This window comes from Klebsiella sp. 141251 (assembly GCF_050600725.1).
In the GTDB taxonomy this organism is placed as follows: Bacteria; Pseudomonadota; Gammaproteobacteria; order Enterobacterales; family Enterobacteriaceae; genus Klebsiella; species Klebsiella aerogenes.
Genome location: NZ_JAQIRG010000006.1, coordinates 295,131 through 320,532, shown reverse-complemented (window position 1 = coordinate 320,532; position 25,402 = coordinate 295,131). Strand labels below are relative to the sequence as shown.

General features: G+C 55.5%; 27 protein-coding genes. 11 read left to right on the top strand and 16 right to left on the bottom strand.

Going from position 1 to position 25,402, the window contains the following annotated elements; translation table 11 throughout:
* The first annotated feature begins 76 nt into the window (after positions 1-76).
* Positions 77-1,750: an NAD-dependent DNA ligase LigB gene (gene ligB, locus PGR09_RS15925; RefSeq protein WP_430916291.1), complete on the top strand. Its 1,674-nt coding sequence runs from the start codon at positions 77-79 to the stop codon at positions 1,748-1,750.
* A 4-nt stretch (positions 1,751-1,754) separates the two neighbouring features.
* Here the strand turns inward: ligB and PGR09_RS15920 are convergent, their stop codons facing one another.
* Both PGR09_RS15920 and PGR09_RS15915 read right to left on the bottom strand, forming a co-directional pair.
* Positions 1,755-2,372 carry a trimeric intracellular cation channel family protein gene (locus PGR09_RS15920; protein WP_015703812.1) on the bottom strand — a complete coding sequence of 206 codons (618 nt, stop codon included), beginning with the start codon at positions 2,370-2,372 and terminating at the stop codon, positions 1,755-1,757.
* Between the two features lie 206 nt (positions 2,373-2,578).
* Entirely contained in the window at positions 2,579-3,442 is an 864-nt protein-coding gene (locus PGR09_RS15915) for a YicC/YloC family endoribonuclease (RefSeq protein WP_045390591.1), read from the bottom strand.
* A gap of 170 nt (positions 3,443-3,612) precedes the next feature.
* On the opposite strand from PGR09_RS15915, the gene rph reads away from it, so the two are divergent.
* Positions 3,613-4,329 carry a ribonuclease PH gene (gene rph, locus PGR09_RS15910; protein ID WP_045390593.1) on the top strand — a complete coding sequence of 239 codons (717 nt, stop codon included), beginning with the start codon at positions 3,613-3,615 and terminating at the stop codon, positions 4,327-4,329.
* Positions 4,330-4,441: 112 nt separating this feature from the next.
* Positions 4,442-5,083 carry an orotate phosphoribosyltransferase gene (gene pyrE, locus PGR09_RS15905; protein ID WP_015703811.1) on the top strand — a complete coding sequence of 214 codons (642 nt, stop codon included), beginning with the start codon at positions 4,442-4,444 and terminating at the stop codon, positions 5,081-5,083.
* A gap of 94 nt (positions 5,084-5,177) precedes the next feature.
* On the opposite strand, the gene slmA is transcribed toward pyrE, so the two are convergent.
* The 3 genes from slmA to coaBC all read right to left on the bottom strand — a co-directional run bounded on the left by slmA (position 5,178) and on the right by coaBC (position 7,546).
* On the bottom strand, positions 5,178-5,774 hold the full coding sequence (gene slmA / locus PGR09_RS15900) for a nucleoid occlusion factor SlmA (protein WP_015369151.1): 597 nt from the start codon (positions 5,772-5,774) through the stop codon (positions 5,178-5,180).
* A gap of 124 nt (positions 5,775-5,898) precedes the next feature.
* The gene (gene dut, locus PGR09_RS15895) at positions 5,899-6,357 is read right to left on the bottom strand and encodes a dUTP diphosphatase (protein ID WP_020077682.1); all 459 of its coding nucleotides are present in this window, start codon (positions 6,355-6,357) and stop codon (positions 5,899-5,901) included.
* Positions 6,335-7,546, bottom strand: a complete 1,212-nt coding sequence (coaBC, locus tag PGR09_RS15890) for a bifunctional phosphopantothenoylcysteine decarboxylase/phosphopantothenate--cysteine ligase CoaBC (protein WP_047078234.1) — start codon at positions 7,544-7,546, stop codon at positions 6,335-6,337. The genes dut and coaBC overlap by 23 nt, the downstream gene beginning before the upstream one ends.
* Positions 7,547-7,723: 177 nt before the next feature.
* On the opposite strand from coaBC, the gene radC reads away from it, so the two are divergent.
* The 4 genes from radC (at position 7,724) to mutM (ending at position 10,020) form a co-directional block, all read left to right on the top strand.
* Complete coding sequence (gene radC, locus PGR09_RS15885; protein WP_015369154.1) at positions 7,724-8,389, top strand: RadC family protein; 666 nt, start codon at positions 7,724-7,726, stop codon at positions 8,387-8,389.
* 217 nt (positions 8,390-8,606) lie between these two features.
* Positions 8,607-8,843, top strand: a complete 237-nt coding sequence (rpmB, locus tag PGR09_RS15880) for a 50S ribosomal protein L28 (RefSeq protein WP_002436699.1) — start codon at positions 8,607-8,609, stop codon at positions 8,841-8,843.
* A 20-nt stretch (positions 8,844-8,863) separates the two neighbouring features.
* Entirely contained in the window at positions 8,864-9,031 is a 168-nt protein-coding gene (rpmG, locus tag PGR09_RS15875) for a 50S ribosomal protein L33 (RefSeq protein WP_002922510.1), read from the top strand.
* Between the two features lie 179 nt (positions 9,032-9,210).
* Entirely contained in the window at positions 9,211-10,020 is an 810-nt protein-coding gene (mutM, locus tag PGR09_RS15870; RefSeq protein ID WP_015369156.1) for a bifunctional DNA-formamidopyrimidine glycosylase/DNA-(apurinic or apyrimidinic site) lyase, read from the top strand.
* Positions 10,021-10,098: 78 nt separating this feature from the next.
* Here mutM and coaD read toward each other — a convergent pair whose 3' ends face one another.
* From coaD to rfaQ, 7 genes are all read right to left on the bottom strand, one after another.
* Positions 10,099-10,578, bottom strand: coding sequence for a pantetheine-phosphate adenylyltransferase (gene coaD, locus PGR09_RS15865; RefSeq protein WP_015703808.1), 480 nt, complete (start codon positions 10,576-10,578; stop codon positions 10,099-10,101).
* Positions 10,579-10,580: 2 nt separating this feature from the next.
* Positions 10,581-11,351: a glycosyltransferase family 2 protein gene (locus PGR09_RS15860; RefSeq protein WP_032713074.1), complete on the bottom strand. Its 771-nt coding sequence runs from the start codon at positions 11,349-11,351 to the stop codon at positions 10,581-10,583.
* Complete coding sequence (gene waaA / locus PGR09_RS15855; protein WP_015369159.1) at positions 11,351-12,625, bottom strand: lipid IV(A) 3-deoxy-D-manno-octulosonic acid transferase; 1,275 nt, start codon at positions 12,623-12,625, stop codon at positions 11,351-11,353. Before waaA ends, PGR09_RS15860 begins: the two co-directional genes overlap by 1 nt.
* Before the next feature lie 92 nt (positions 12,626-12,717).
* On the bottom strand, positions 12,718-13,707 hold the full coding sequence (locus PGR09_RS15850; protein ID WP_047078192.1) for a glycosyltransferase: 990 nt from the start codon (positions 13,705-13,707) through the stop codon (positions 12,718-12,720).
* 30 nt (positions 13,708-13,737) lie between these two features.
* Positions 13,738-14,832, bottom strand: a complete 1,095-nt coding sequence (locus PGR09_RS15845) for a glycosyltransferase (protein WP_430916290.1) — start codon at positions 14,830-14,832, stop codon at positions 13,738-13,740.
* Positions 14,833-14,834: 2 nt separating this feature from the next.
* Positions 14,835-15,962: a glycosyltransferase family 4 protein gene (locus PGR09_RS15840; RefSeq protein ID WP_047066654.1), complete on the bottom strand. Its 1,128-nt coding sequence runs from the start codon at positions 15,960-15,962 to the stop codon at positions 14,835-14,837.
* Positions 15,959-17,035 (bottom strand): putative lipopolysaccharide heptosyltransferase III, encoded by a 1,077-nt coding sequence (gene rfaQ / locus PGR09_RS15835; protein WP_045390611.1) that lies wholly within the window; start codon positions 17,033-17,035, stop codon positions 15,959-15,961. Before rfaQ ends, PGR09_RS15840 begins: the two co-directional genes overlap by 4 nt.
* A 111-nt stretch (positions 17,036-17,146) precedes the next feature.
* Between rfaQ and PGR09_RS15830 the strand changes: the two genes are divergently transcribed.
* The 3 genes from PGR09_RS15830 (at position 17,147) to PGR09_RS15820 (ending at position 20,083) form a co-directional block, all read left to right on the top strand.
* Complete coding sequence (locus PGR09_RS15830) at positions 17,147-18,109, top strand: polysaccharide deacetylase family protein (protein WP_045390617.1); 963 nt, start codon at positions 17,147-17,149, stop codon at positions 18,107-18,109.
* Between the two features lie 96 nt (positions 18,110-18,205).
* The gene (locus tag PGR09_RS15825; protein WP_045386549.1) at positions 18,206-18,847 is read left to right on the top strand and encodes a hypothetical protein; all 642 of its coding nucleotides are present in this window, start codon (positions 18,206-18,208) and stop codon (positions 18,845-18,847) included.
* A gap of 6 nt (positions 18,848-18,853) precedes the next feature.
* Positions 18,854-20,083 (top strand): O-antigen ligase family protein, encoded by a 1,230-nt coding sequence (locus tag PGR09_RS15820; protein WP_430916289.1) that lies wholly within the window; start codon positions 18,854-18,856, stop codon positions 20,081-20,083.
* A gap of 20 nt (positions 20,084-20,103) precedes the next feature.
* On the opposite strand, the gene PGR09_RS15815 is transcribed toward PGR09_RS15820, so the two are convergent.
* The 4 genes from PGR09_RS15815 to rfaD are packed head-to-tail and all read right to left on the bottom strand — an operon-like array spanning position 20,104 to position 23,993.
* Complete coding sequence (locus PGR09_RS15815) at positions 20,104-21,018, bottom strand: sugar glycosyltransferase (protein WP_289577788.1); 915 nt, start codon at positions 21,016-21,018, stop codon at positions 20,104-20,106.
* Positions 21,018-21,989 (bottom strand): lipopolysaccharide heptosyltransferase RfaC, encoded by a 972-nt coding sequence (gene rfaC, locus PGR09_RS15810; protein WP_289577787.1) that lies wholly within the window; start codon positions 21,987-21,989, stop codon positions 21,018-21,020. The genes PGR09_RS15815 and rfaC overlap by 1 nt, the downstream gene beginning before the upstream one ends.
* 3 nt (positions 21,990-21,992) lie before the next feature.
* Positions 21,993-23,051, bottom strand: coding sequence for an ADP-heptose--LPS heptosyltransferase RfaF (rfaF, locus tag PGR09_RS15805; RefSeq protein WP_015703797.1), 1,059 nt, complete (start codon positions 23,049-23,051; stop codon positions 21,993-21,995).
* 9 nt (positions 23,052-23,060) lie between these two features.
* Complete coding sequence (gene rfaD / locus PGR09_RS15800; RefSeq protein ID WP_045390625.1) at positions 23,061-23,993, bottom strand: ADP-glyceromanno-heptose 6-epimerase; 933 nt, start codon at positions 23,991-23,993, stop codon at positions 23,061-23,063.
* A gap of 212 nt (positions 23,994-24,205) precedes the next feature.
* Here rfaD and kbl point away from each other — a divergent pair, with 212 nt between their 5' ends.
* A complete protein-coding gene (kbl, locus tag PGR09_RS15795) occupies positions 24,206-25,399 on the top strand; it encodes a glycine C-acetyltransferase (protein ID WP_015703795.1) in 1,194 nt (397 codons plus the stop codon).
* The last annotated feature ends 3 nt before the right edge of the window (positions 25,400-25,402 follow it).

Genomic DNA, 25,402 nt, shown 5'->3' with positions numbered 1-25,402 from the left:
ACGTAATGATTTGCCTGTCGCCGCGGCTTCGGTCTTTAGCGCACGATGCCGCAAGGTAGAACAAGGAGGTAAAGGCATGTGCAGATGGCTGATAGCGACAGCGTTATGGATGGCGGCGGCAATGGCAACGGCGGCCTGCCCGGCGTGGTCTTTGCAACAAGCCGGGCAGGAGATAGATCGCCTGAGCCAGCAGATTGCCGACTGGAAAGCGGCCTACTGGCAGCAGGGCCGCAGCGAGGTCAGCGACGAGGTCTATGACATGCTATCTGCCCGGTTGGCGCAGTGGCGGCGCTGCTTCGGTCAGGAGACGCCTGAAGATGAGCTGCCGCCGCCGCGCGGCGAAGTCAAACATCCCATCCCGCATACCGGCGTGCGTAAACTGCCTGATGCCGCAAGCGTCGGACGCTGGATGCGCGAGAAACCCAATCTGTGGGTACTGCCGAAAGTTGACGGGGTGGCGGTGACGCTGGTTTATCGCGCGGGGAGGTTAATACAGGCGATTAGCCGCGGCGACGGTCTGGCGGGGGAAGACTGGACGGTAAAAGTGCGCCAGATCCCCGACGTACCGCAAACTACCGCAGGAGCGCTGGCAAATAGCGTGCTACAGGGCGAGATTTTTCAGCTGCAAGAGGGGCACATACAAAAACAGGCGGGCGGTATGAATTCACGGGCGAAAGTCGCCGGGATACTGATGCGCAAAGCGCCATCGGCAACGCTGAATACGCTGGGGGTTTTTATCTGGGCCTGGCCCGACGGTCCGGCCCGGATGTCCGCCCGCCTGGCGCTGCTTGCCGACGGCGGGTTTCCTCTGGCGCAGCGCTATTCCCATCCGGTGAAAGACTGGCAGGAGACCGCCGTCTGGCGCGAGCGCTGGTTCGCCTCGCCGCTGCCCTTTGTCACCGATGGCATTGTGATCCGTGCGGAAAAAGAACCAGCCGGGGGCAGTTGGCTTCCAGGACAGGGGCACTGGGTGGCGGCCTGGAAATATCAGCCGTTTTCGCAGGTGGCGGAAGTGACCACAATCCAGTTCACTGTCGGGCGCAGCGGCAAGATAGCCGTTGTGGCGCATCTCGAACCGGTAAAACTGGACGATAAACTGGTGCGTCGGGTCAATATTGGCTCGGTGGCCCGCTGGCGGCAGTTAGACATCGTCGCCGGAGACCAGGTGCTAATAAGCCTGGCTGGACAGGGGATCCCGCGTCTGGATAGCGTGGTCTGGCGGGCCAGCCACCGCGATGCGCCACAACCGCCTTCGCCCCGTTTTCATTCCTTAACCTGTTATTATGCGTCGTCCGAGTGCGCCGGGCAGTTTCTCTCCCGGCTTGTTTGGCTATCGTCTAAGCCAGTTCTGGATATGGGGGGAGCAGGAGAGGCGCTATGGCGCACGCTAATAGACGATCGCCGCATGGCACATCTTTTTTCATGGCTGGCTTTGACGCCTGAACAACTACAGAGCGTGCCAGGCATTACCAGCAAGCGTGGCCTGCGGCTGTGGCATCAGTTCAATTTGACCCGCGAGCAGCCGTTTATTCGTTGGGTGCTGGCGCTGGGGGTACCGATACCTCAGTCCGCGCAGGCGAGCGTTGCGTCAGAAAACTGGCAGCTATTGCAGGAGCGCAATGAGTCCCAGTGGCGGCAATTACCGGGGGTGGGGCAGGAAAGGGCGCGCCAGCTGGTCGCCTTTTTGCAAAACCCGGATATTGCCGCGCTGGCGCAGTGGCTCAACGGGCAACATATCCCGGGTTTTTGAGGAATCAATGTGCGTCGTGTTTGTAGTAGAAGACCGGCAGGCCGAGCTTCCAGCGCAGGGCGAGCATACGCGCGGTAAAGCCGAAGAGCAGCGTGGCGATGACCACGACGTCGTGGCTGCTGACGTAGTGCTGTAACGCGATATAGAGCACCGCGGCGGCAAAAGAGATGCCAGCGTACAGTTCTTTCTGAAACACCAGCGGGATACGTTTACAGAACATATCGCGCAGCACGCCGCCAAAGACGCCGGTGATCACGGCGGCAATAGACGCGATTATCGGTCCTTCGCCCATATCCAGCGCGATTTGCGCGCCAATAATCGAGAATACAATCAGGCCCAGGGCATCCAGCACCAGAAACAGGCGGCGCAGGTGCGGCATTACCGGCGCGGCGATGGTGGTGAGAACGGCGGCAACCGCCACAATGATGACGTATTCCGGGTGCTTCACCCAACCGAGCGGATAATGGCCGAGCAGGATATCACGCACGGATCCCCCGCCGAGCGCGGTGGCGGTAGCGATAATAATCACCCCAAAAGTGTCCATCCGGCGACGCCCGGCCGCTAAGGCGCCGGTCATCGCTTCCGCCGTAATACCAATCAGATAAAGAACATGAAGCAGCATAAATCCCCCACAATGATGGGCAAAGGGTAGCGATTTGTGCGACAGATCACGATTGAGTTTTTCTAAAGTGAGCTGATTTTCATGAAAAAAGCTAATGCTGAATGATTGATATGGTCAATCACTGTGGGGGATTTGGCTTTTGCTTTTCAAAAATGAATAAGAAAAAGTAATGCTGGCCCGCGGGGGCAGGCCAGCCGGGGAAGAGATTACTCGATATTCTGGATCTGCTCGCGCATCTGCTCGATCAGCACCTTCAGCTCAATCGCTGAATTGGTCACTTCGGCATTAATGGATTTGGAGGCCAGAGTGTTCGACTCGCGGTTGAATTCCTGCATCATGAAGTCGAGGCGGCGACCCACGGCTTCTTTCTTCTTCAGAATGTTGTAGGTCTCTTTAACGTGCGCTTCCAGGCGATCGAGCTCTTCGGCGACGTCGATACGCTGCGCCATTAACACCAGCTCTTGCTCGAGGCGGTTGTTTTCCAGCTGCACTTCGGCGTCTTCAAGCTTGGCGACCAGACGTTCGCGCTGCCACTGCAGGATTTCCGGCATATGGGCGCGGACTTTGCTGACTTCGGCGCTGACGCCTTCCAGACGTTGTTCGATCAGCGTTTTCAATGCCTGGCCTTCGGTCTCGCGAGCGACGATAAAATCGTCCAGCGCGCCATTCAGGGCGTTGAGGATTTCAGCGGCGATGGCATCAAGGTCTTGCTCCTGAGCGGCCATAACGCCAGGCCAGCGCAGGATATCAACCGGATTGATTTCGCCTTCATCGCTCTGCATTTTTACCCAGTTAGCGGCGTTAACCAGCTGCTTGGCCAGGTTTTCGTTAAGAATCAGCTCACCCTGGGCGCTGGGATCCTGCTCAAAACGCAGGGTACATTCGATTTTGCCGCGAGTCAGGCGAGAGCGGATGCGCTCGCGAACCACGGGCTCCAGGCTCCGGAACTGTTCCGGCAGGCGGAAGTAGGTTTCCAGATAGCGTTGGTTTACCGAGCGCAGTTCCCACGCGGCGCTACCCCAGTCACCCTTGATTTCACGCCGGGCATAGGCGGTCATACTGCGGATCATAGACGTTCCTGTTTTTTAAGGAGAGTGGGGAGGATTATAGCTTTCGAGGCCCTTTCAGGATAGGAATAAGCGCGCATTATCCACATTGGCAGGCGCGCGTCGTCGCGATGCAACTTGGCCGAATTTGTGTATAATGCGCAGCCACATTCGTTTCAAGCCGGAGAGTAATCATGCGTCCAGCAGGCCGTAGCGCTAATCAGGTGCGTCCAGTAACCCTGACCCGTAACTATACAAAACACGCTGAAGGCTCCGTGCTGGTCGAATTTGGCGACACCAAAGTGCTGTGCACTGCCTCCATCGACGAAGGCGTGCCGCGCTTCCTGAAAGGTCAGGGCCAGGGCTGGATCACCGCCGAATATGGCATGCTGCCGCGCTCCACCCATACCCGTAACGCTCGCGAAGCCGCAAAAGGCAAGCAGGGCGGCCGCACTATGGAAATTCAGCGTCTGATCGCTCGCGCGCTGCGCGCCGCGGTGGATCTGAAAGCGCTGGGCGAGTTCACCATTACGCTCGATTGCGACGTGCTGCAGGCCGATGGCGGTACCCGTACCGCGTCCATTACCGGTGCCTGCGTTGCGCTGGCCGATGCGCTGAACAAGCTGGTTGCTGCCGGTAAACTGAAAACCAACCCGATGAAGGGGATGGTAGCCGCCGTTTCCGTTGGTATCGTTAATGGTGAAGCCATCTGCGATCTGGAGTACGTGGAAGATTCCGCCGCGGAAACCGATATGAATGTGGTAATGACCGAAGACGGCCGCATTATTGAGGTGCAGGGCACGGCGGAAGGCGAGCCGTTCACCCATGAAGAGCTCCTCACTCTCCTGGCGTTAGCGCGAGGGGGAATCGAATCCATTATTACGACGCAGAAAGCGGCGTTAGAAAATTAATGATTAAGGCGACTGAGAAGTCGCCTTTTTTTTGCGCTTTATCCTTCATGACACCTGCGAAGGACAAAGCGTGTAGTCCGACATTGATGACAGTACTAAAAGGAGCGAATCCATGAAGCCGTATCAGCGCCAGTTTATTGAGTTTGCGCTTAGCAAGCAGGTTCTTAAGTTTGGCGAATTTACGCTGAAATCCGGGCGTAAAAGCCCCTATTTCTTCAACGCCGGCCTGTTTAATACCGGGCGCGATCTGGCTCTGCTGGGCCGTTTCTACGCCGAGGCGCTGGTGGATTCCGGGATCGAGTTCGACCTGCTGTTCGGCCCGGCCTATAAAGGTATCCCTATCGCCACCACCACCGCCGTCGCGCTGGCTGAGCATCATGACCGCGACCTGCCGTACTGCTTCAACCGTAAAGAAGCGAAGACCCACGGTGAAGGCGGCAACCTGGTCGGTAGCCCGCTCCAGGGCCGCGTGATGCTGGTGGACGACGTGATTACCGCCGGTACCGCAATTCGTGAATCAATGGAAATTATTCAGGCTAACGGCGCTGAACTGGCTGGCGTGCTCATCTCGCTTGATCGCCAGGAGCGCGGTCGCGGCGAGATCTCCGCGATTCAGGAAGTGGAACGTGATTATGGCTGCAAAGTGATTTCTATCGTCACCCTGAAAGATCTTATCGCCTATCTGGAAGAAAAGCCTGAGATGGCTGAGCATTTGGCATCGGTACGCGCTTACCGCGAAGCCTACGGCGTCTGAAGATGAGCCCGGCAGCCAGCGGCTGCCGGTATAGCCAGAGCACGCTGAGAAGGTGAATGATGAGCCATGCAGCCTTGCGGCTGCATATAGAGCTTTACTGCAGTTGCGCCGCGACCAGCGGCCAGCGGGCATCGAAATCATCCGTTGGGCGGTACTTGAACTCGCTACGCACAAAACGCGACAGCATGCCTTCGCAAAATGCCAGCAGCTGGCTTGCCAGTAGCGTCTCGTCGAGGGTGTAGCCCTCTCCCTCACGCATTTTCTTTTCACGCATCACCTGACGCAATTGAACTTCGATACGTTCAAATAGCTGGTTGATACGACCCTGCAGACGGTCCTGTTCGAACATTAAGGCGTGGCCGGTGAGGATACGCGTCAGCCCAGGATTACGCTCGCCAAACCCAAGAATCAGCAGAACAATCAGGCGCAGACGAGCCGTGGTGTCCTTTTCATCTTTCAAAATCAAATTGATGCGCGTAATCAGACTGTCTTCAATGAACTCGATCAGGCTGTCAAACATGCGGGTTTTACTGGGAAAATGACGGTATAACGCCGCTTCGGAAACACCGACGGAGGCCGCCAGCTTCGCCGTGGTAATACGTTGACTACCATCGCTGGATTCAAGCATCAGCGCCAGAGATTGAAGTATTTCTTCGCGACGATTCCTTTTCGCAGTTTGTTTTTCTGCCATGTTTTAAAATACCCCTGAAAATAAGCACTTGTCAGGCAGGCATCCACAAAGCGACCGCAAACCTTAGTTTGCGGTGATGTTATTGCATTATGCGCTTTGGGATGCGGGTTCCGTATAGCCGGGCTTATTTGCGCCCTGAGTGGCCGAAGCCGCCTTCGCCGCGGTCGGTGGCGTCAAACTCTTCCACCAGATTAAATTCCGCCTGTACCACCGGCACAAAGACCATCTGCGCGATGCGCTCGCCCGGCTCGATAGTAAAGCTCTGCTGGCCGCGGTTCCACACGGAAACCATCAGCTGCCCCTGGTAGTCGGAGTCGATAAGGCCAACCAGGTTGCCCAGCACGACGCCATGTTTATGGCCCAGACCAGAACGCGGCAGAATCACCGCCGCCAGAGACGGATCGGCGATATGAATCGCAAGGCCAGTCGGCAACAGGGTGGTTGCGCCCGGCGCCAGCTCTACGGCGTCGTCAAGACAGGCGCGCAGGTCAAGTCCGGCCGAGCCGGAGGTGGCATAAGTCGGCAATGGGAACTGCTTGCCAACACGCGGGTCCAGAATCTTAACGTCGATTTTTTTCATCATAACGGGTAACGATCTCGTCGAGTAATAATTGGCCCAGGAATTCCTTGCGCTCAAGTGGTAAGCGCTTATCCCCATCCTGCCAGAAAAGGTGTAATGCGTTGTTATCGCTATTAAAACCTTGATTTGGCTGAGAAACATCATTGGCGCAAATCAGGTCGAGATTTTTGCGGGCACGTTTTTGCCGGGCGTATTCTTCCACATTATTTGTTTCGGCGGCAAATCCAACAACGTACGGGCGGTGATTTTTTAGTGCGGCCACCCCGGCGACGATGTCCGGATTTTTGACCATTTTTATTGTTAATTCATCACCTTGTTTTTTGATTTTCTCGTCGGCGACAATCGCTGCGCGGTAGTCGGCAACGGCGGCGCAGCCGATGAAAATATGCTGCTGTTGCACGCCATTCTGCACCGCCGCTTCCATTTCCAGCGCGGTGCCAACATCGATGCGCTGCACAAACGGCGGCGTCGGCAGCGACACCGGGCCGCTAACCAGCGTGACGTTCGCACCGCGTTGTGCGGCGGCGGCGGCAATCGCGAAGCCCATTTTGCCGGAGCTATGGTTGGTGATATAGCGCACCGGATCCAGCGGCTCGCGGGTTGGGCCCGCGGTAATCATGATGTTGAGATGTTGCAAATCTTTGACAGGCGAGAAATGCTGCGCCGCCATCTCCACGATAGTGAGCGGATCGAGCATGCGGCCCGGCCCAACGTCGCCGCAGGCCTGGCTGCCGCTATCCGGGCCCCATATCAACAGGCCGCGGGCGGCAATAGTGGCAAGGTTGTCTTGGGTGGCGGCGGCGCGATACATCTGTTGGTTCATCGCCGGAACGACGACCACCGGCGAGGGCGTAGCCAGGCAAATCGTGGAGACCAGATCGTTCGCCATACCGGCGGCGACGCGGGCGATTAAATCGGCGGTTGCCGGGGCAAGGATAACCAGATCGGCCCACTTGCCCAGTTCAATATGGCCCATTGCCGCTTCAGCGGCCGGATCCAGCAGGCTATCGGAGACCGGATAACCGGAAACCGCCTGCAGGCTCAACGGGGTAATAAAGGCCTTGGCGGCTTCGGTCATGGCGACGCGTACATCCGCGCCGCGTTCTCGCAGTCGGCGCACCAGTTCCGGCGTTTTATAGGCGGCGATGCCGCCGCTCACGCCGAGAACGATCTTTTTACCAGCCAGACTCATCATGATTTTGTCCTGTTGAAATACACCAGAATCCGCGCATCTTATCACAATCCCGGTGGCATCGTGCGTATGCCGGATACTCACTTTGCGAGGGGCTACGCAGGCCTTGAAATCACCGGTCGGCAGCGTGAAAAGGGTATGCCAGGATGGGCGAGGAACGGGAAAGGAGACAGGGTAATGGATATACAGGAATCATTGATGCCGCGGGAAAAAATGCTGCGCGACGGTATTGAAACGTTGAGCGACGTTGAGCTGCTGGCGTTGTTTTTGCGTACCGGCACGCGTACCCAGGATGTGCTGACTTTTTCACACAGCTTGCTACAGCGCTTCGGTTCGCTGTACGGGTTGTTATCGGCTGAGATAGAACAATTTGCCGATATCGACGGCATCGGCATTGCGAAATATGCGCAACTTAAAGGTATTGCCGAGCTGGCGCGGCGCTATTTTAGCCTGCGGATGAGAGAGGAACCGTCGCTGGTCACGCCGCTTATGACGCGAGAATTTTTACAAAGCCAGCTCGCCGATGAAGAGCGGGAGATCTTTATGGCGATCTTTTTAGATAATCAGAACCGGGTATTGAAACATAGCCGCCTTTTTTCTGGTACTCTTAGCCACGTAGAGGTGCATCCGCGAGAAATTGTACGCGAAGCAATCAAAGTGAACGCCGCCGCGGTGATCCTTGCCCATAATCATCCTTCCGGTAGTCCTGAACCGAGTAAGTCGGATAAGTTGATGACCGACAGGGTGGTTAAGTGTTGTAGATTCATGGAGATACGCGTGCTTGATCATCTGATTATTGGCCGCGGCGCGTACGTCTCTTTTGCCGAACGTGGCTGGATTTAGCCCCGATCATGCGATCTATCGGGATCTTTGTCTGTTCGGGACTTGAGCACACCGCCAAGTCAGCGTATACTACGCCACCTTTGAGAATCTCGGGTTTGGCATTTGGGCCTGGCAATCGAGAGTTCAATAGAACTATGCGATGACCGGGCTGTAAAGCCTGACGAGGCGCCAATACCCCATACGAAGCTCGAGCTAATTTGATTTTTGGAGAATAGACATGTCCCGAGTCTGCCAAGTTACTGGCAAGCGTCCGGTGACCGGTAACAACCGTTCCCACGCACTGAACGCGACTAAACGCCGTTTCCTGCCGAACCTGCACTCTCACCGTTTCTGGGTTGAGAGCGAGAAGCGTTTTGTCACCCTGCGCGTATCTGCTAAAGGTATGCGTGTAATCGATAAGAAAGGCATCGATACAGTTCTGTCTGAACTGCGTGCCCGTGGCGAAAAGTACTAAGTACTTAGAGGAAATAAATCATGGCTAAAGGTATTCGTGAGAAAATCAAGCTGGTTTCTTCCGCTGGTACTGGTCACTTCTATACCACCACGAAGAACAAGCGTACCAAACCGGAAAAAATGGAACTGAAAAAGTACGATCCGGTTGTACGTCAGCACGTTATCTACAAAGAAGCTAAAATCAAATAATTTTAGTCTCCTTGTACTAAAACCCCGCTCCGGCGGGGTTTTTTGTTTTATGCTTCACCCTTCGAGCACAGGTGCGTTGGCTGCACGCGTACAGCCTGGCCGCTTGCTTTATTAAGCCTTCCGGCCTCTCTTCCCGCTGCCTCCCTGTCACCCGAAACTGTGTGGTTAAGAGGAAAAAAATGCCTGAATTACCTGAAGTCGAAACCAGCCGTCGCGGCATTGAGCCGCATCTGGTAGGCGCTAACATCCTGCACGCCGTAGTACGCAACGGGCGCCTGCGTTGGCCGGTATCCGAAGAGATTTATCGCCTGAGCGATGAACCGGTGCTGAGCGTGCGCCGACGCGCCAAATATCTGCTGCTGGAGCTGCGCCACGGCTGGATCATTATTCATCTTGGCATGTCCGGTAGCCTGCGTATCCTCAGTGAAGAGCAGCCGGCTGAAAAACACGACCACGTCGACCTGGTGCTGAGTAACGGTAAAGTGCTGCGCTATACCGATCCTCGCCGCTTCGGCGCCTGGTTATGGACTAAAGAGCTGGATGGTCATCCGGTGCTGGCGCATCTCGGCCCGGAGCCGCTAAGCGATGAATTCAACGCCGACTATCTCCAGCAGCGTTGCGCGAAGAAGAAAACCGCCATCAAACCCTGGCTGATGGATAACAAGTTGGTGGTGGGCGTGGGGAATATCTACGCCAGCGAATCGCTGTTTTCCGCCGGGATCCATCCCGATCGGCTGGCCTCGTCGCTCTCGCATCAAGAATGCGAGTGGTTAGTGAAGATGATTAAGCTGGTGCTGCTACGCTCAATTGAGCAAGGTGGAACGACGCTGAAGGATTTCCTGCAAAGCGACGGCAAACCGGGATATTTCGCCCAGGAGCTACAGGTTTATGGCCGCAAAGGCGAGCCGTGCCGGATCTGCGGTACGCCGATTATCGCCAGCAAACACGCGCAGCGAGCGACCTTTTATTGCCGCCAGTGTCAGAAGTAGTGGAGAAGGTTGGGGATTATGCCAGGCCAGGTAAGCTGGTAGCCCCGCTAAGCGTAGCGCGAGCGGGGGAAGGACATACTACTTCAGCTTATTTAACAACGCCTGATGCACGTTAGGCGGCAGGAAGTGGGAGACATCGCCCTGGTGGCGCGCCACTTCCTTAACCAGCGATGAAGAGATAAACGACCACTCCTTGCACGGCATCAGGAACACGCTTTCCAGGGTGGGCATCAGATGGCGGTTCATGTGCGCCAGCTGCATTTCATATTCGAAATCCGCCACTGCCCGCAGGCCGCGAATGAGAATATTGGCCTGCTGCGCGCGGGCGAAATTGGCCATCAAATCGCTAAAGCCAATCACCTCAACGTTGACCAGATGCGCCGTTGCCTGCTCCGCCAGCGCAATTCGTTCATCGAGGCTGAACATCGGTTTTTTGCTCGGGCTGGCGGCGATGGCCAGCAAAACCTTATCAAACATACCCGCCGCGCGGGTGACGATATCGATATGGCCGTTGGTGATAGGGTCAAAGGTGCCCGGATAGATCGCTTTTGTGCCCATAATTACACTTTCTCCGAGTAGCCGCGGCTCAGTGCCCACAGCTCGGTGTATTTATTAAACGTGTATTGCGCATTGACTACCGCCAGCAGCCAACCCTGTTTTCCATCCAGTACGCCGCCGCGCAGCAGCAGCGTTTTGACGAAGGCGCCCAGCGTATGGCTGAAAATCCCCGCCATCGAGGTCTTCTTGCCCTTCTGATGACGCTCAAGCGCCCAGGCTGCGGCATACGCCAGCTGTTTTTGCTGGAAGCCGGAGAAGTCGCGGCAGGTCAGGTGCAGCAGATCGCCGCTGAGCGGCACCACTTCGGCCCCAAGGCTATCCAGAGATTCATGCACCAGATTATCGTTATAGCGGTAACGCGCGCGTTCGTACAGGCGCATCACCCGATCGGGATACCAGCCGCTGTGGCGCATAAAGCGCCCGAGGAAGTAGTTACGCCGGGCGATGCTGTAGATAACGCCGCGCTGCGGCGCATCCAGTACCTTGAGGATAGACTCTTTCAACTCAGGCGTAACGCGCTCGTCGGTATCAATCATCAGCACCCAGTCGTGAGTGGCGTAATCTTGCGCGCGCTGGCGCTGAATGCCGTAGCCTTGCCAGTCGGTGTTGCTATAGACCTGGGCGCCCAGGCTACGGGCCAGTTCGACGGTATTGTCGGTACTGCCGGAGTCCAGCACCACCACTTCATCCGCCCAGCTTACCGACGCCAGGCAATCGGCGAGCAGGTCGGCGGCGTTTTTGGCGATCATCACGACGGAGAGTCGGGTCGACATTAGTGGCTCCGCTGCGGCAGGTAGGGTTGCAGTAACTGTAGCAGACGCGACAGCGCGCCCTGGTTTTGATGCAGCACTTCCACCGCGTGGCGGCCGTACCACAGGCGATAATCTTCGTCGGTCAGCAGGGTAGAAACTTCTCTGACCAGCGAGTCGGCGTCCGTGACGGTGATCAGACCATCGTCCTGCTGCAGCTTGGCGCAGATATCTTTAAAGTTAAAGGTGTGCGGACCCATTAGCACCGGAATAGCATGGGCGGCGGGTTCGAGCGGATTGTGTCCGCCGCGTTCAACCAGGCTGCCGCCGACGAACGCCAGGTCGGCAATGCCGTAGAGCAGCATCAGTTCGCCCATAGTATCGCCAATCACCACCTGGGTGCTGTTAGACGGAATTTCACCGGTGCTGCGCATGGTGAAGCTCATCCCGGCTTTTTGCACCATATCGCGGGCGTCGCCGAAGCGTTCCGGATGGCGCGGTACGAGGATCAGCAGCAGGTCGGGGAAGGTTTCCAGCAGTTTTTTATGCGCCTGCAGGATGATCTGTTCTTCGCCGTCGTGAGTACTGGTGGCTATCCACACTTTACGGTGCGGCGCCCACTGGCGACGCAGGGTAACGGCCCGCGCCGCCAGTTCCGGGGTGACGGAGATATCGAATTTCAGGCTGCCGGTGACCGCCAGTTGGTTACGTTTGAGACCGAGCGCGAGGAAGCGGTTGCCGTCTTCTTCATTTTGCGCGGCGATAAGCGTGATACGGCTGAGCAGGCGGCGCATAAAACCGCCGAGTTTGGCATAGCCTTTCGCGGAACGTTCTGACAGTCGTGCGTTAGCAATTACCAGCGGAATTTTACGTTTGTGCAGCGCGGCGACCATGTTCGGCCACAGCTCGGTTTCCATCACGATGACCAGTTTCGGCTGCACGCTGTTGAGGAAACGGTTCATGGCGCAGGGGAGGTCATACGGCAGATAGACGTGGTGAACATCTTTGCCGAAAGCGGACATGGCGCGTTCAGAACCGGTCGGCGTCATGGTCGTGACGGTGATCGGCAGTGACGGATAACGATGGCGTAGCGCGCGCACCAGCGGGATTGCCGCCAGCGTTTCACCGACGGAGACGGAGTGCAGCAGAATGCCATCCGGCACTACCTTGTTTTGACAGAAGCCATAACGTTCAGCCCAGCGTTTACGGTATGCCGGGGCCTTACGGCTGCGCAGCAGCAGTCGCAGCCACACCAGCGGCTGAATGAGGTAGAGTAGGGTGGTATAAAGCAATTCCAAACTATTTATCCGTTTTAGGTTTTTTGCGGGCAAATTCTAAGCATTTAACCCGCGTAAAGCTATCTCTTTGGCGGAAACCGAGGGATTTCGACCTATGCGGCGTTGAGATAGCGCTTGATGCGCAAATAGCGGCGTCCCAGACGCCAGCGTAAACGGAACGTGCAGGCGTTAGTCCAGATCAGGCGCCAGATGCCGCGTTCGAAGAATTCTTTGATGATAATATGCTTTTTCGACTCATCTTTCATGCAGTCGAAGGTATGAATAATCCCCAACCCCTCTTTGGCTATCTGCCAGCGGCAGGCGGAAATGTGCCGTACCTTGTCCGGATAGCGTTGGTTGATGGCGCTGAGCATCTCGAGGATCTTCATATAATGGCGCGCTGAGCGCATCAGCGTATCGTCGTTGTCCGGCTTATGCGAGACCGATTCCGAGTGAATGTAATAGTCGTAAAATTGCTCGCTGGTGTACTGCACGCGTTCGGCGGCCAGCAACGCTTCCGTCGTCCAGGGAATATCCTGATGGCGCAGGCCCGGCTCAAAGTGGAAATGGTGCTGGTTGATAAAATCGCGGCGATAGATGTTCAGCCAGGTGACGTGCAGAAACTTACGCGAGTCGAGCGCCTGCTTTAGCCAGACGTAACCCGGCAGGACGCCAGTAGACTGCAGGCGCTCCGGCGGGAAAATCGGGTGAATATCGTCGCGGCTTTCGTACACATAGCGGCCATTACAGGTCGCGACATCGAGATTGCCCTTCTCGGCCATTTCCAACAGCGTGCGGTACATGCCGGGATAGAACTTATCGTCAATGTCCGGGAAGGCGAGGTATTTACCGCTTGCCGCCGCCATACCGGTATTACGCGCTACCGAGACGCCCTGATTCTCCTGCTCCAGCACGGTGACGTTCTGCAGCCTGTCTTTCCATTGGTCGATAACCGCCAGGCTACCGTCGGTAGAACCGTCGTTCACCAGGATCAGCTCATAGCTTGCCAACTGCTGTTGTTCGAGGCATTCAAAGAATTGCGCAAGGAATTTTTCACCGTTATACACGGCGGCCACGATGCTCAATAAAGGCGTTTGACTCATAACTCATTCGATCCTGGTTAAAAAACGACGTCAGGCGCTGCGCAGCTGACGGTACTGTTGGCAAATCGACTCTACGCTGAATTTTTCCAGCGCGGCGGAATCAATGGCCGGCGGGCTATGGTAAATGCTTTGCATCGTCTGGGCTAGCGCAGAACTGTTGAGATCGGCCAGACCGCGGGACAGTTCGCCGCTGAGGATCTCGCTGACCCCGCCAGGACAGCGGGTGCTGGCAACCGGCGTATTCAGCAGTAGCGCTTCAACAATGACGTTGCCAAACCCTTCGCTGTCGGAGCTGAGCGTTAGCATTCGCGCATGTTTAATCCACGGCAGCGGGTTGGGCTGAAAGCCTTTAAACAGCACCCGATCGCCGACCTGCAGCTGCTGCGCCAGTTGACGAAGCCGCTGTTCCTGCTCCGGTTTGCCCTGCCCGAGCAGCACCAGCGGCGCCTCGATACCGCTTTGCGCGTAGGCTTCAATCAGCCGGTCATGGCGCTTACCCGGATGGAAGCGGCCGACGTGGATAATATAGTCCCCTTGGGGAATATCGGCCGGCGCGTCTGCCGCCGCGTGAATGGCGGCGATATCGAACGGGTTATAGATGGTTTTAAGCTGTGCCGGGCGCAGTGCGAACTGCTCGACCAAATCCTTTCCAACCGCATCGGAAACGGTCACCACGTTGCGCCCCTGGTATACGCGCTTGATTTTTTGCTGCTTCATCCAGCGGTCAAAACCGCTGCGATGGCCAAGATAAGAGGTAGAGAAAACGCCGTGCAGACAGAACCAGACGTTGCGATCCTGCAATGCCCGGCTGCGGGCGACGATGCGATCGGTTTTGTGCAGATTCGACAGTACCAGATCGAAGCGACCATGCTGTTCTGCTTGTTCAATCGCGCGATCAAGCTGGCGCGCGCGGCGGGAGAGTTCCGTTAGCTTGCGCCACGGTTTGCGGCAGCGGTCGGCAATCACCTGATAATTGAGCCCTTCCGGCAGCGGATAATCGCAGACGTCGCGCAGCGAAAACAGCGATACCTGTTCGCCCTGGCTGAGAAAATGTTCCGCCAGCGTGAGCACGACTTTCTCCGCGCCGCCGCCCGGCAGGCCATCGATAACAAACAATATGCGCATCGTTATTTCACCAGATCCTGATAGAGAGAAAGCAGCTGCGTCGACAGTCGCTCGCTGGTGCAGTCCATAATTCGTTCGCGGGCGCGTGCGCTTTCAGCCGAACCCAGCGCGCGCGCGGGCAGCGCCATGACCGCCTGCTGTAACGCGGCGATATCCAGCGCGTCGCAGACGTAGCCATTGCTGCCTTCGACGATGAACTCCGCGCCGCCGCAGCCGGTGGTGGTGATAACCGGCAGGCCGCAGGCCATCGCTTCCAGAATTACATTCGGGAATGGATCATACAGCGTCGGCAGCAGCAGTCCGTCAGCCATCTGATAGAACGGCAGCGTTTCGGACTGCATGCCGAAGAAACGCACGCGATCTTCGCAGTTCAGCGATTTTGCCAGCTGTTGATAGCGGTTCTGTTCTTTGTCTTTGCCGACCACCAACAGATAACGGTCGGTGGGGGCGATGGCGCGGATTGCCGCATCCAGCCCTTTTCGTTCAAAGCCGGAACCAACATAAATCAGGCAGCTTGCCTGTAGCGGCAACTGCCATTTAGCGCGTAATGCGGCAAAGGTCTCTTCGCCTGGCGGCAGAAAACGTTGGTTATCAATAGCGTTATAGATGACGTGGATTTTATCCGCCGGCAGGCCGAAGTCTTCGATAATTTCCTGCTTGATCATCTCCGCGTTGCAAATCACCCCACGCAGGTGCGCGTCCTGATACATCTCGCGTTCCGCCTGCATCACATAACGGTGATAGCGGTCGGCGAACAGCAGGCGGCTTTTCCAGGCCGGTAAAATGCGCGAGCGCTGTTGCAGCCAGCGGCGATGAACGCCGTCGCCTGCGCGGTACAGATCGCAACCCGGAATACGCTCATGGCTTTGCACCAGGTCGAATGATTCACTCTGCCAGAGCGCGCGCGCGGCGTTGGCGAAACCGCGTTCACGGCTGATGCGCCCCCATTTGCGCGGGTTGCAGATGTGAATATGCCAGTCCGGTTTGACAGGCCCTTGCCACTCGCGGGTGATGACGTTCAGTTCCAGATTACTGCTGTCGAGGGCTTCCAGCGCGCGGGAGACAAAGCGCTCCGCGCCGCCGTCGGGGCGATACTTTTGCCGTACCAGAGCCAGCCGGAATTTACTCATGCCAGTACCTTTTTCGCCGCCGCGATAACCGCGTCGGTAGGGATTAAATCAAGATAGCGTTCTTCGGTGTTGGTATTGATGTCGTCGGGGTCGGGCAGCGGGCCGAAGTCGCCGGCCCAGATAACCTCGCCTTTCGCCTGCCACGGCCGCCAGAAGGTCAGTTTCGACGGGCCAAATAGCGCGACGAGCGGCGTACCCAGCGCTGCCGCCATATGCATCGGCACCGAATCTACGCCGATAAACAGGCGGGCGTGATCGATAACCGCCGCCAGTTGGCGGAGCGTCAACTGGCCGGCTAATGAGTGCAGTCGCGCCTGCGGGCAGCCGCTGATGATGTTCTCTACCATCTGCTTTTCTTTGGCGTCAGGGCCAGAGGTAAGCACCACCGCGTAGCCTTCTGCTGACAGCGCATTAATCAGCGCGCTCATGCGCTCTTCGCGCCAGCATTTAAAGAACCAGCGCGAAGTCGGTTGAATAACGATGTAGTTCTCCTGGAAGCCGTCCGGCAGCAGCGAACGGCTGGTCGTCCAGTCAGATTCGCTGTAGCCCATTCGCGCCGGCGCATCGTTTATCTCAAGCCCCAGCGGCGCCAGAATAGAGAGGTTTTGCTGCACCGTATGCAGCTGATTGTGCTGCTGGGTAGAAGCAAGCGCGGTGTGGCAGTAGCGCCAGAACGGATGACGGCGCTTAGGGAAATCGAAACCGATGCGCGTCGGCGCGCCGGTTAATTTGCTGATGATCGCGCTGGGCCATTGATCGGCAAGGTTGAGCACCATGTCGTAGCGCTGCTGGCGCAGATTGCGGATGAGCTGCCATTCCATCTTAAGCTGATGCCGCTTGCCCTGCTTTTTCCAGCTGCGATCGATCGCGTAAATCTGGTTAATCTCCGGATTCGCCGCCAACATGTCGCGGGTTTCAGCATACAGCAGTACATCGACGCGAGCGGCGGGATATTGCTGTTTGAGCGCGTTTATCAGCGGGGTGATCAGCAACATGTCGCCATGATGGCGCAGCTTAATGACCAGGATCCGCGCCGGGTTCTGCTGGCCGGGGGAGAGGGTTTCAGGCGTCATACTCTGTTCTTCATCCAGGATAAGGGTTCCGATTCTAGGGGATCGTGCAGATTGAGAGAAGCGTTGTATTGCTCTACCATGGACCGATACGTATGGCCTGAGGACGTTTTCGTGCATAATCCCGCATTTCTCATCACGATTGATACAGAGGGTGACAACCTCTGGCAAAAACATGACAGCATCACCACGGAGAATGCGCGCTATCTTCCGCGTTTTCAGCAGCTTTGCGAAAAGTATGGCTTCAAACCGGTCTATTTGACCAATTATGAAATGGCCATCGACCCTTTTTATATCGAGTTTGCTAAAGATGTCATCGCGCGCGGCACGGCGGAAATCGGTATGCATCTGCATGCCTGGAACAGTCCGCCGACCGAGCCGCTGACCGCGGATGACTGGCGTCATAAGCCTTATCTCATCGAGTACAGCGATGCCGCCATGCGTGAGAAGGTCGACTATATGACCCATCTACTGGAAGATACCTTCCAGACCAAAATGGTGAGCCATCGCGCCGGGCGCTGGGCGTTTGACGAGCGCTACGCGCGCCTGCTGGTGGAGTACGGTTATCAGGTGGATTGCTCGGTGACGCCGCGGGTGAACTGGAAAACCGCTAAAGGCGCGCCGCAGGGCGATGGCGGTACGGATTATCGTCGCTTCCCGCAACATGCTTATTTTCTTGATGAAAATGATATCAGTCGCGAAGGTCATTCCCCGCTGCTGGAAGTGCCTATGAGCATTCAATACAAACACTCAGCATGGATGAATAGCGTTAAGCAAGGCTACGATAGGCTACGCGGCAAAGTCCGTTCGCCGTCCGTACACTGGCTGCGTCCGATGGGCGGTAACGTCGAGACCATGAAAAAAGTAGTTCAGCAGACGCTGGCGCAGGGTAATGATTATGTTGAGTATATGCTGCATTCATCGGAGTATATGCCAGGCGGTAGCCCGACCTTTAAGAATGAACAAGATATTGAACGTTTATATGCCGATCTGGAAGCGTTCTTTAGCTGGCTTGCGCCGCAGGTCCGCGGAATGTCTTTAGCAGAATATTATAATTTCAAGAGAAATCTTACATAAAACAATCATTACTGATAGAGGTGCGGCGTTAATCTGGTGTAATATCATCAGTCGAATGAATAATTAACGCCTGAATTATTAATATACTGAGGTTTTATGAAGATAGCAACCGTACTACGCTCTGGCGGTGATTATAACCAAAGCCATGTGCAGTGGTTATACAAACAATTGCCAGCAGACATCGAGAAAGTGTGCTTTACCGATTTAACTATTCCTGGCGTTAACACCATTAAACTAACTGAAGATTTGCCTGGCTGGTGGTCAAAAATCGAGATGTTTAATCCGGATTCGGTTGCCGAAGATATTTTTTATCTCGATTTAGATGTCGTCGTTGTCGGTGATATTAGTGATATTCTGGCAAATAAACAGCTGACCATGCTGAGTGATTTTTTCTTTCCGCAGAAAACCAAAAACTCCGCTATCATGCGCGTTCCGCATGAGGAAAAGTACAAGGTCTGGGAAGCTTTTAAGCGCTATCCGGAACTATTCATGACGCGCTATCAGAGCGGTGGTGACCAGGAGTTTATCAGCAAAATCTATCCACACGCCGCTATCTGGCAGGACATTTTACCCGGACAGATCGTTAGCTATAAAAAGCATGTCATTCATAAGAAGAAGAATGAACATGCTACCGGTGATGGCACCGTGCCTGCGGGGACGCGAATTGTCTGTTTCCATGGAAAACCACGCCCTTGGGACTGCGGTGAAGCTTGGGTGCCACCATTTGAGAAAGCTTAATTATTTATGAGTAAAGTGATGTCGCCAGTGACAATATTGCTTCTGGCAATATTGTCATGTGTTTTTGTGATGCCGGAGAAAATTATGGGTAGAAATCTCTTTTACCTGTCTTCGGTTATTACCTTAATTTATGCGGTAATTAACAGAAAACGTCTTACCTTTAAAAAAGAGGAGATGTTTCTGTCTCTGATGCTATTGATGTTAGGAGCCTCACAGCTTATTTGGTCATATCGCTTTCCGGGTAATCCGGCTGAAATTTATATGGCTGATGTTAGCTATCCTCGCTCAGGCGCTTATTTGATGATCGGCGCTGTGATGATGTTACTCTTGCCTGCGGTATTAAGGACAACAGCAATACAATATGGCAAAAGCTTGAGTTACGCATTAGTCGCGGGCTTTTCAGTATTGACGCTATACGCTTTACATTATCATTTTTTTGTTTCCGGCGATCGCCTGAGAATCGATAACTCCGCAACCTTAAGCGCCTATCTTTATACGATATACTCGTTATTGACGCTATATGCTTTAGCTTGCGTCAATATCCGCTATCGCAACTATATTGCCAGCGGTGTGATATTTTTCTCGCTGTGGATTATTTTTCTGACCGAAACTCGCTCGGCGCTGCTTATTTATCCGGCGGTACTGCTCTATGCCCTACTGACCGGTAACGTGATGTCGAAGAAAAAATCAGCGCTGGCGTGCCTGATGCTGTTGGTTGCTGGCCTGGCAGTGATTGAGTTGGCGTTTCCCTCGCTGAAAGATCGGGCGATTGAAGCGGTCACTGAGATCTCGGACTATCAAAGCGATAACAATACCTCGATGGGTTCCCGGCTCAGTATGTGGCATACCGGGATCTATGAAATTATTGCTCATCCCGGTGGCGTAAGCTCGCAGCAGCGTTTCCAGATCCTCTCGCAATTGATGTATGAGAAAGAGCAGGGGAATCCAGAGGGGTTGCGCAACATTGTTTATCATCTTCATAATGATTTGATCGAAACCATGTCGCTACAGGGCGTTATTGGCGGCCTCTTCCTGCTGGCATTGTATGGCGCGATGCTGCTCTATGTTTACAGAAAGGCGACGCTGAAATGTGCATTGGCATTTATTGGCGCGCCGGTGATTCTTTTTGGCTGCGTCGATACTCTGTTTATCCACGACAGATTTATCATTATGTTTATTGTGGCGTTAGCCGTTTTCACGGCGTTATCGCCGGAAAAATCTGCGGAAGAATCGTGATGGAGTGATGAAGTGGCCGTTCAGGCCACTTCATGTAGCGCTTGAGATAACGGCATTTTAGGAAATACCTGTTCAGGAATTGCGCTATTAAGGGAAAGATTAATTACCGTAATACCCTTTGCCTGTAAATGACGGCTGGCGAGTTCAAAGGCGGGGAAAACCATACCATCTACTTTATCGGCGAGATATGAGGGAAGCTTATTCTCACCGTTTTCATAAAATCGCGGTTGCTCAAAATTATTCATATCCAGACCGGCAATAATAATTCTGTTGAATCCCAGCCAGGCGATAATCTGCAGCGCCCAGTAAGCCACCGTTCCCGCATCAAATATCCCTTTGCGAATATCGGTTGAGAAACCAATATGGCTTAAGTGCTGGTGCAGGAGCGCACTTGGGGAGCGGCTAAAGACCGTCGCGATATCGTTACCGGGGATCTTTGGCTGGTAAATCATATAACAGGCATCTTCAATCAGGGCGAGTCGACACTGAATATTGTTGAGTCCGATGCGCTCAATGATTTTGGCAATACCGTGGGTAGTGGTAAAAAAGAGGATCCGTGGATTGCTGACAATACCGGCGATAACCTCGGGTTTACGGTCAAAAAACTCCATATCAACGATCAGATACAGAGAAAATCCTACCTTTCCTTCGAGAAAGTAAGCGCCGTTGACGCCCATTACCGGCAACGATGACGGGATAATAGAAAAATCGACATCGTTGATTGATGGACCGGTCGCGGTGAGCAGCATTGGCCCGGAGAAAGCGTCTTTTAATTCACTTAGGCTACACAGCGGTACCGATTCGCCCTTGTATTGTAAGGCACAAATTTCACCGCTTTCCGCCCGGCGGATCTTTACCCACGGCCACAGGTTTTCATTGTGGCGGTAGGCGCGCGGGCGGGTATAGCGATAAATTTGCTTGAATAGCGATCCCATTAAACCAATCCCTGTGCTTGCAACAGTTGCTGAACATGCTCAGCGGTAATATCGCCGGTGCTGCTACCGTACGGCGGGCGGACGATATGCTGGTTTTTGCCATATCCGCCAATCAGTCCCGGATCGGTTGGGCCGTAGAGCGTGAAATTGGGTTTATCGAGCGCCGCGGTCAGATGGCTCAGCCCGGTGTCGACGGAAACTACGCCGCGTGCGCCAGCCAGAATCTGCGCAACCTGCTCAAGGCTCATGCGCGGTAGTACATCGACGTTATCGCGCCCTTCCGCTAGCCGTTTTGCCCGCGCCTCTTCGTGCGGTGCGCCCCACGGCAGCTTAATACGCACGGCGCTAGCCGCCAGCAGATCCAGAAGCTCTTGCCAGCGCGCTTCCGGCCAGTGTTTATCATCGCGGGTGGTGGCGTGCAGGAAGACCAGATACGGCTCTGCTACAGGCGCGTCAGGGCGAATAAAGTGGCTTGCGATGGCGTAATCACCCTGCGTTTGCGGCCTGGCATAGCCCAGGCTTTTGGCGAACAGTTCGCGCGTGCGCTCTACTGCGTGCTGCTCGACAGCAATATGGTGGCGACGGTTATAAAACAGGCTTGCCAGCGGCTCGCGGGCGGACTGCCAGTCCATGCCATGTTTGACGCCGTGCGCCAGACGCGTTACCAGCGCGGCGCTTTTCACCAGCCCCTGCGCATCAATAATGGCATCGTAGTTGACGGCCTTTACGGCATCGCGAAAGGCCTTTCTTTCCGCTTTGATAGGCGCGGAAAACCAGGCTTTGCGCCAGCGGCGAATCGCCACCGGAATCACCCGCTCGACGGCGGCATGCCATGAAGGGATCTGCGCGAAGCCTTCTTCAACCACCCAGTCAAAGCGGATACCGGGGATGGCCTGCGCGGCGTCGGTTAGCGCGGGCAGCGTGTGTAGCACGTCGCCCATGGACGAGGTTTTTACGATCAATACCCGCATCCGTTACGCTTCCTCGTGCTCGGTTTTTTCCGCTAACAGTTCGTTCAGCTCTTGCAGGACGCGTTCTGGAGTGATGTCGATCAGGCTTTGATGATAGCCCTCAGCGGCATCGCCTTTGCGCACCTTGTGGTAGCCGCTAATCAGGCGAATAACCCGCGCTTTATGCGACAGCGGCGGGGTAAAGTCCGGGCTGCTCGGGCCGTACAGCGCCACCAACGGGCGATCCAGCGCGGCGGCGACGTGCATCAGCCCCGAATCGTTGCTGACCACAGCCTGACAGGCGGCAATCAGAATCACGGCCTGTTCCAGCTGGGTTTCGCCGGCCAGGTTACGGCACCAGGCCTGCTGCTCGCTGCTGAGCGCGGCGATGATCTCTTTGCCGGCATCGTTATCTTTCGCCGAGCCGAAGAGCGCTATCTGATAACCATCGTCAATGAGCTTTTTCGCCAGCGCGGCATAGTGATAATGCGGCCAGCGTTTGGCCGGGCCGAATTCCGCGCCGGGGCAGAAGCCGATAATCGGCCGATCGTTCGAAAGATTAAAAGCGTTGCAGGCCTGTGATTTTTCGCCATCGTTGACCTGCAGCTGCGGCCACAGCAGCGGTTGTGGAAGGTCTTTAGCGCAGCGCATCACGCCATTGTCGTAGGCCAGCGCCACGTAGCGCTCCACCATCAGCGGCCAGGCGTCTTTGTCCAGCACGCGGGCGTCGTTAAGCAGGCCGTAGCGCATCTCGCCGCGCCAGCCGGTGCGCAGCGGAATGTTGGCGAAGAAAGGCACTAATGCCGATTTAAACGAGTTCGGCAGCACGTAAGCGCGATCGTAGCGACGATCGCGCAGGCTGTGGCCGAGTTTACGACGCTCGCCGATAGCCAGCGCGCCGTGGCCGAGCGGCATGGCGATCGCTTCGTTGACTTCCGGCATGCGCGATAACAACGGACGGCACCATGCCGGCGCCATCACGTCGATAATCGCCTGGGGATAGCGCGCCCTGAGCGTACGATAAAGACTTTGCGACATCATCATGTCGCCCACCCAAGACGGGCCTATCACCAATATTTTCATGCTTGTTTCTTACGCGTCGCGGTTTAGCCAGGCCATATATTCCGTTACGCCTTCGGCAACGGTTTTGAACGGTTTGTCATAGCCCGCTTTACGCAGGTTAGTCAGATCGGCCTGCGTGAATGCCTGATAGCGGCCTTTCAGTTTGTCCGGGAACGGGATGTATTCAATGCTGCCTTTCTTATGGTACGCCAGGGTCGCATCGGCGACGGCCTGGAAGGATTCCGCGCGGCCGGTACCGAGGTTGAAGATACCGGAAACGCCATTTTCCCAGAACCACAGGTTTACCGCGGCGACATCGCCGACATAGACGAAGTCGCGTTTAAAGCCGTCGCTGCCTTCGAACAGTTTCGGACTTTCGCCATTATTCAGTTGGGTATTGAGGTGGAAGGCCACGCTCGCCATGCTGCCTTTGTGCCCTTCGCGCGGTCCGTAGACGTTGAAATAACGGAACCCAACGATCTGCGAATCCGCTTCCGGCAGGATCTGACGGACGTATTCGTCGAACAGGAATTTAGAGTAGCCGTAGACGTTCAGCGGTTTTTCAAATTCGCGTGATTCGATAAAGTCGCTGGTGCGCCCGCCGTAGGTGGCGGCAGAAGAGGCGTACAGGAACGGGATTTCGCGCTCCAGACAGTAGTGCAGCACCTCTTTGGAGTACTGATAGTTGTTATCCATCACATACTTGCCGTCCCACTCGGTCGTGGAAGAGCAGGCGCCTTCATGGAATACCGCTTCGATCTCGCCGAACTCTTCGCCGGCCATAATCTGGATCAGAAAATCTTCTTTATCCATGTAGTCAGCGATGTCCAGATCCACCAGGTTTACGAATTTGGTGCCGTCTTTCAGATTGTCTACAACCAGAATATCGGTGATGCCTTTGTCATTCAGGGCTTTAACGATGTTGCTGCCGATAAAGCCTGCGCCGCCGGTTACGATGATCATAACTGTACCTTTGAAGTAGAAAGCCCGGAAACAATCCGGACATGAATACTCATATCATATCACTACATCCGAAAGGCTTCAGCCATTCGCCGAAAAGGTGCTGGCCGTGCGTGATTTATGCTGCAAATTATTCATTCAGGCATGCATCATCTCGTATCAACGTATAGCTTTGGGTAATATGTGCCAAATTTTGCCGAATCTGGAGAGTTGCAATGCGTGGTGATTTCTACAAACAGTTAACCAATGACCTGGATACCGCGCGCGCGGAAGGGTTGTTTAAAGAAGAGCGTATCATTACTTCGGCTCAGCAGGCGGACATCACCGTCGGCGACAGCCACGTGATTAACTTCTGCGCCAATAACTATCTGGGTCTGGCGAACCACCCGGAACTGATTGCCGCGGCGAAATCCGGCATGGACAGCCACGGCTTCGGGATGGCCTCGGTGCGCTTCATCTGCGGTACCCAGGACACGCATAAGCAGCTCGAGAAGAAGCTGGCGGATTTCCTCGGTATGGAAGACGCGATTCTCTACTCCTCCTGCTTTGATGCCAACGGCGGCCTGTTTGAAACGCTGCTGGGACCGGAAGATGCCATTATCTCTGATGCCCTGAATCACGCGTCGATCATCGACGGCGTGCGCCTGTGCAAAGCTAAGCGTTTCCGCTATGCCAACAACGACATGCAGGAGCTGGAAGCGCGTCTGAAAGAAGCGCGCGAAGCCGGCGCTCGCCACGTGCTGATCGCCACCGATGGCGTTTTCTCGATGGACGGCGTGATCGCCAACCTGAAAGGCGTCTGCGACCTGGCGGATAAATATGATGCGCTGGTGATGGTCGATGATTCTCACGCGGTGGGCTTTGTCGGCGAAAACGGCCGCGGTTCCCATGAATATTGCGACGTGATGGGCCGCGTCGACATCATCACCGGTACGTTGGGTAAAGCGCTGGGCGGCGCGTCAGGCGGTTACACCGCCGCACGCAAAGAAGTCGTTGAGTGGCTGCGCCAGCGTTCTCGTCCGTATCTGTTCTCCAACTCCCTGGCGCCGGCCATTGTCGCCGCCTCCATCAAGGTGCTGGAGATGGTGGAAGCGGGCAGCGAACTGCGCGATCGCCTGTGGGCTAACGCGCGCCTGTTCCGCGAAAAAATGACCGCCGCAGGCTTTACCCTGGCAGGCGCCGACCACGCGATTATCCCGGTGATGCTCGGTGAAGCCACCATCGCCCAGGAGTTCGCGCGCGAATTGCAAAAAGAAGGTATTTACGTCACCGGATTCTTCTATCCGGTGGTTCCAAAAGGCCAGGCGCGTATTCGCACCCAGATGTCGGCGGCGCATACCCCTGAACAAATTGAACGTGCGGTAGAAGCCTTTACCCGCATCGGCAAACAACTGGGCGTCATCGCCTAATAA